We start from the raw sequence: 4,447 nt of genomic DNA on the forward strand, positions 1-4,447 counted from the left end.
CCGTGGGCAACAGCAGCTGCACGGAACAATGGTCGGGCAACAGGCTTGCCTTGCGGTGATCCCACTCAGGCAGTTTGATGCCTTGCGCAATCACCACATCGTCGGCCGCCGAGCTGGGCAGATCCAGGTCGAAACGCACGCGCGAAGCCAGCGTCTGCCCGCCAGGCGCCACAGACAAAGTGTCCATGTCATTGGCAATCTGGTTGGCGTCGTTCAACTCTTCATCATCGGTCTGGCGATTGACGCGCACAAGCTCCGTCCAGGACAGCAAGGACTCGGTACGAAAGAACATCATCAGCGCGTGTTTGTCCTGCGTGGCATCGGTCTGCTTGGCGCGTCTGCGTGTGCCGTCGGTCGGTTTGGGCGTCTGTTCACTGCCGCCTTCCCGATCCTGCTCCTGGCGGGCTTGCGCAGGCATGGGAGCCTGAACTGTGGACACGTCCACCCACAGGGCCACGGGCTGGACTTCCTCGCTGCGGATATCTGCCGCATAGGCCGCCCCGGCTTCTGTCGACCACTGACCGGCCAGAGAATGACGCAAGGCCTGTTGAACCGCTCGCTCAGCTTGCGCCTGCCGGCCCTTGAGCCGTCCCACATCGGGCCGTTGCAACAAGTGCGCCTCCAGCAAGCGTCGATATCGTGATTGCCAGCCAGGATAGTGCGTCAGCAAGGCGTGGGAGGCCTGGAGATTGCCAGCCAGCCAGCCAGACTCGGCCATCTGACCACCGGCCAGCCATTGCAGTCGCATGGCCCCCTGCCCCGCCAGCCACAAATACAAGTCTCGATTCAATTCAGGCGAGTCGACCAAAGCCAGCGTGGGCGGCAGGGCCAGTGTTTCAGCGTCCAGCACTGGCGTGGCAAAGCGCTGCCCGCCACCCGCGATTTTTTGCAGGACACTGCGCGAACCACCGTGGCGTCTCTCTGCGGCCGATGCCAGGCGCCATTGAGGCAAACCGCCCATGGCACGGAAGATCACGCTCAATTGGGCTTTCATGTCTTCCAGCTGCACCGCCGCATCGGGATACTGCCGATCCGCCAGACGCGTCACGATGCGGTGCCACCATTGGCCAACCCACTCTTCCATCAGCGAGCCTCCTTCGATACTTGCGCAGCCTGTTGCGCGTGCAGCGCTTGTTCGGCCTTCTTCTGACGCAGGGTTTCTCGCACGGCGTCCACGCCCACGGCCCAGTTCAACACCGGGCTGCGATCCTGTTGGCCTTGCGATCGGTCGCATTGGCTGAGGCACTGGCCGCACTGCACGCAGGAGAACATCATGCGCTTGATGTCGCGCGGGTGCAGGCGCATCGGGCAGGCGTTATCGCAAGCTGATCCGATCGGTGCATCACAGGTGCGGCATTCCTTGGCGCGCTCGCGCCTGAAGGCTACGACCATGCCCTTGGGATTGGCCATCCACACCAGACTTTGGAACAAGCCAACGGCGCAACCAAAGCGGCAAAACAGATGGCGGGCCAGCACGAACTCGGCGGTGAACACGGCCGTTCCGATCAACAGGAACCGGGCTTCTCCCGCGGTCAAGGTACCGTGGAACAGGTGCGACCAGATCCGCACGGGGGGCAACAAGTAGCTCAAAAGCGTGATCGCCCAGGCAAAGCCCAACAAAAGACTGAGCGCCAGAAAGACGGGCCACCAGGCCTTGCGAGGCTGCACCAACTCGCCACGGCCATCGCGGCGCTTGCTCACGTGCTTGTCCCACAGGCTGAACTTGCCAATGGCGCGATGCAAGGCCTGATTGAGCAACTCGACCGCAGAAAAGTGTGGGCACAGCCAGCCGCAATACAAGCGGCCGTACTTCCACGCAACAGTCAGGAAGGCTGCGACCACCAGCAAGATGGGCAGCAAGCCACGCACCAGCAGTTCAAGCCCGGCCTGGGTCGGGGTGATCTCGCCCTTCATCAGGGCATCGATCCCCAGCGACCACTTGAATCCCAATACCCACAGTTGGGTCTCTGTCAGATCAAATCGAAACAGATTGAGAACCGGCGCCAGCAGGAAGAAGATAAAAAACCCCACCTGCCAACGCAAACGCCGGCTTTGCAGATCAGGGGCTGTCAAAGACGCCACGTACGATCTCCATCAGCGCTGCTGCCGTATCGGCATCGTCGGTCAGCGCGTCCACCACGGCCGCCCGGCACGCGGTCTCCACAGTCATGCCGGCACCGATCAAGCGGGCCGCCATCACCAGCAAGCGCGTGCTGGCCGTTTCTTCCAGATCATGGTCCGTTACCCGGCGCAGCGCGTGCGCCAGGCGAACCAAGCCTGCGGCCACATCGGCACTCACGCCGGATTCGCTGCGCACGATGTCCTGCTCGACATCGGCTTGCGGGTACTCGAAAGACAAGGCCACAAAACGCTGCCGTGTGCTGGGCTTGAGGGCCTTGAGCAGGTTCTGATAGCCGGGGTTGTATGACACCACCAGCATGAACTCAGGCGGGGCGATCAACAGCTCGCCAGTGCGCTCGATGGGCAGCACGCGCCGGTCATCCGCCAGGGGGTGCATGACCACGGTCGTGTCCTTGCGGGCTTCGACCACTTCGTCCAGATAGCAGATCGCCCCTTCGCGCACGGCGCGAGCCAGGGGGCCATCCTGCCAGACGGTATTGCCTTGCCCGATGAGGTGCCTGCCAACCAGGTCGGCGGCACTCAGGTCATCGTGGCAAGACACGGTAATGAGGGGCCGCCCAAGGCGGGCAGCCATGTGTTCTACAAAACGGGTTTTGCCACAACCCGTCGGCCCTTTGATCAGCAGGGGCAGCTGGCAGCGCCAGGCGTGTTCGAACAAGGCGCATTCCTGCGCTTGCGCGACGTAGTGGGGAACGCTGTCTGGCGCTCCCGCGATGTGCCTGGCACTGAGCATGTCCATGCTGATCTTTCTAGGCTGACGGGTCGTGTCTATCAGGCTCGTTGAGCCGGTACGGCGCGCGCATCACCACCAGAGGAGGCGACCACAGGGGCCTCGCCACCGATGAAGAAGCTCGACAGGTAGGTCAACAGCCCCACCAGGAAGCCCACACCGCCACCCAGACGGACCCAGTAGAAGAAGTTCAACTGTTCCTGTGTGGCCATGAACGGCGTGGGATTGGCGGCCATGCGCTGCAACCAGACTTGCAAGATGCCAGCGCCGGTCAGCGCCAACACCATGGTGCCCATGCTCAGGGTCATGATCCAGAAGGACCACATCTCCACGTTCTGGGCACGGGCGCTGTTGGCCACACGACCACGCAGGGTGGGCATGGCGTAGCTGATCATGGTGATGACCACCAGCACGTAAGCACCGTAGAAGGCCAGGTGGCCGTGGGCCGCCGTGATCTGGGTGCCATGGGTGTAGTAGTTCACGGCAGACAGGGTATGAATGAAGCCCCACAGACCTGCGCCCAGGAAGCCCATCACCGAGGTACCCACGGCCCAGAGCACTGCTGCCTGGTTGGGGTGTTCACGGCGACGACGCTGCACCATATTGAAGGCAAACACCGTCATCATGAAGAAGGGAATGGGTTCCATGGCCGAGAAGATCGAACCAATCCATTGCCAGTAGCCAGGCAGACCGATGAAGTAGAAGTGGTGGCCCGTGCCCAGGATGCCGGTCATCAGCGCGAAAGCGATGATCACGTACAACCACTTGTCGATCACTTCACGGTCCACGCCCGTGGTCTTGATCAGCACGAAGGCCAGCAAGGCACCCAGGATCAACTCCCACACGCCTTCCACCCACAGGTGAACCACGAACCACCAGTACATCTTGTCGCGCACCAGGTTGCTGGGGTTGACAAAGCTGAACAGGAACATCAACGCCAAGCCCCACAGGCCCAGGTGCAGCACCAGCGAGATGCTGGTCTTGCGGCCCTTGAGCAAGGTCATCGAGGTGTTGAACAGGAAGCCCAATGCCACGATCACGATGCCCACCTTGGTCGGCAAAGGTTGCTCCAGAAACTCGCGCCCCATGGTGTGCAGCAGATCGTTGCCCGTCATCTCGGCCAGTTTGGCGTAGGGCACCATCAGGTAGCCCACGATGGTCAGGGCGCCGGCCACCAGGAAGATCCAGAACAGGATCATCGCCAGCTTGGGGCTGTACAGCTCTGTTTCAGCCTCTTCAGGCACCAGGTAGTAGGCTGAACCCATGAAGCCGAACAGCAGCCACACGATCAGCAAGTTGGTGTGGACCATGCGGGCCACGTTGAAGGGAATGGCCGGAAACAGGAAGTCTCCGATGATGTACTGCAGGCCCATGGCCAGACCGAAAACGATCTGCCCGACGAACAGCAGCAGCGCAGCCGCGAAGTAATACTTCGCGACCGATTGCGATTGGTACTTGAGTGTTTTGATCATGATGTCGCTCCGCCTTGATCAACCTTCGATGTTGGGTGGCCACTTCTCGGTGTTGACCCCATTGGTCCACTTGAGAAACTCCACCATGTCATCGAGTTGCTGG

3 protein-coding genes and 1 pseudogene are annotated in these 4,447 nt (G+C 61.5%); all 4 read right to left on the reverse strand.

Going from position 1 to position 4,447, the window contains the following annotated elements; translation table 11 throughout:
- A pseudogene (locus EPO09_RS00540) lies at positions 1 to 1,084 on the reverse strand (VWA domain-containing protein); the annotation flags it as partial.
- Positions 1,084 to 2,082: a 4Fe-4S binding protein gene (locus EPO09_RS00545; protein ID WP_290639128.1), complete on the reverse strand. Its 999-nt coding sequence runs from the start codon at positions 2,080 to 2,082 to the stop codon at positions 1,084 to 1,086. The pseudogene EPO09_RS00540 and the gene EPO09_RS00545, both read right to left, overlap by 1 nt.
- Complete coding sequence (locus tag EPO09_RS00550; RefSeq protein ID WP_290639131.1) at positions 2,060 to 2,881, reverse strand: AAA family ATPase; 822 nt, start codon at positions 2,879 to 2,881, stop codon at positions 2,060 to 2,062. The genes EPO09_RS00545 and EPO09_RS00550 overlap by 23 nt, the downstream gene beginning before the upstream one ends.
- 32 nt (positions 2,882 to 2,913) lie before the next feature.
- Positions 2,914 to 4,344 (reverse strand): cbb3-type cytochrome c oxidase subunit I, encoded by a 1,431-nt coding sequence (locus EPO09_RS00555; protein WP_290639133.1) that lies wholly within the window; start codon positions 4,342 to 4,344, stop codon positions 2,914 to 2,916.
- Between the last annotated feature and the right edge of the window lie 103 nt (positions 4,345 to 4,447).

The sequence above is a fragment of the Aquabacterium sp. genome (genome assembly GCF_004297345.1).
Taxonomy (GTDB): domain Bacteria; phylum Pseudomonadota; class Gammaproteobacteria; order Burkholderiales; family Burkholderiaceae_C; genus Aquabacterium.

Bases quoted from the DNA above. Each gene is read 5' to 3' on its own strand.
- EPO09_RS00550 (WP_290639131.1), bottom strand. From the start codon at position 2,881: ATGGACATGCTCAGTGCCAGGCACATCGCGGGAGCGCCAGACAGCGTT.
- EPO09_RS00555 (WP_290639133.1), bottom strand. From the start codon at position 4,344: ATGATCAAAACACTCAAGTACCAATCGCAATCGGTCGCGAAGTATTAC.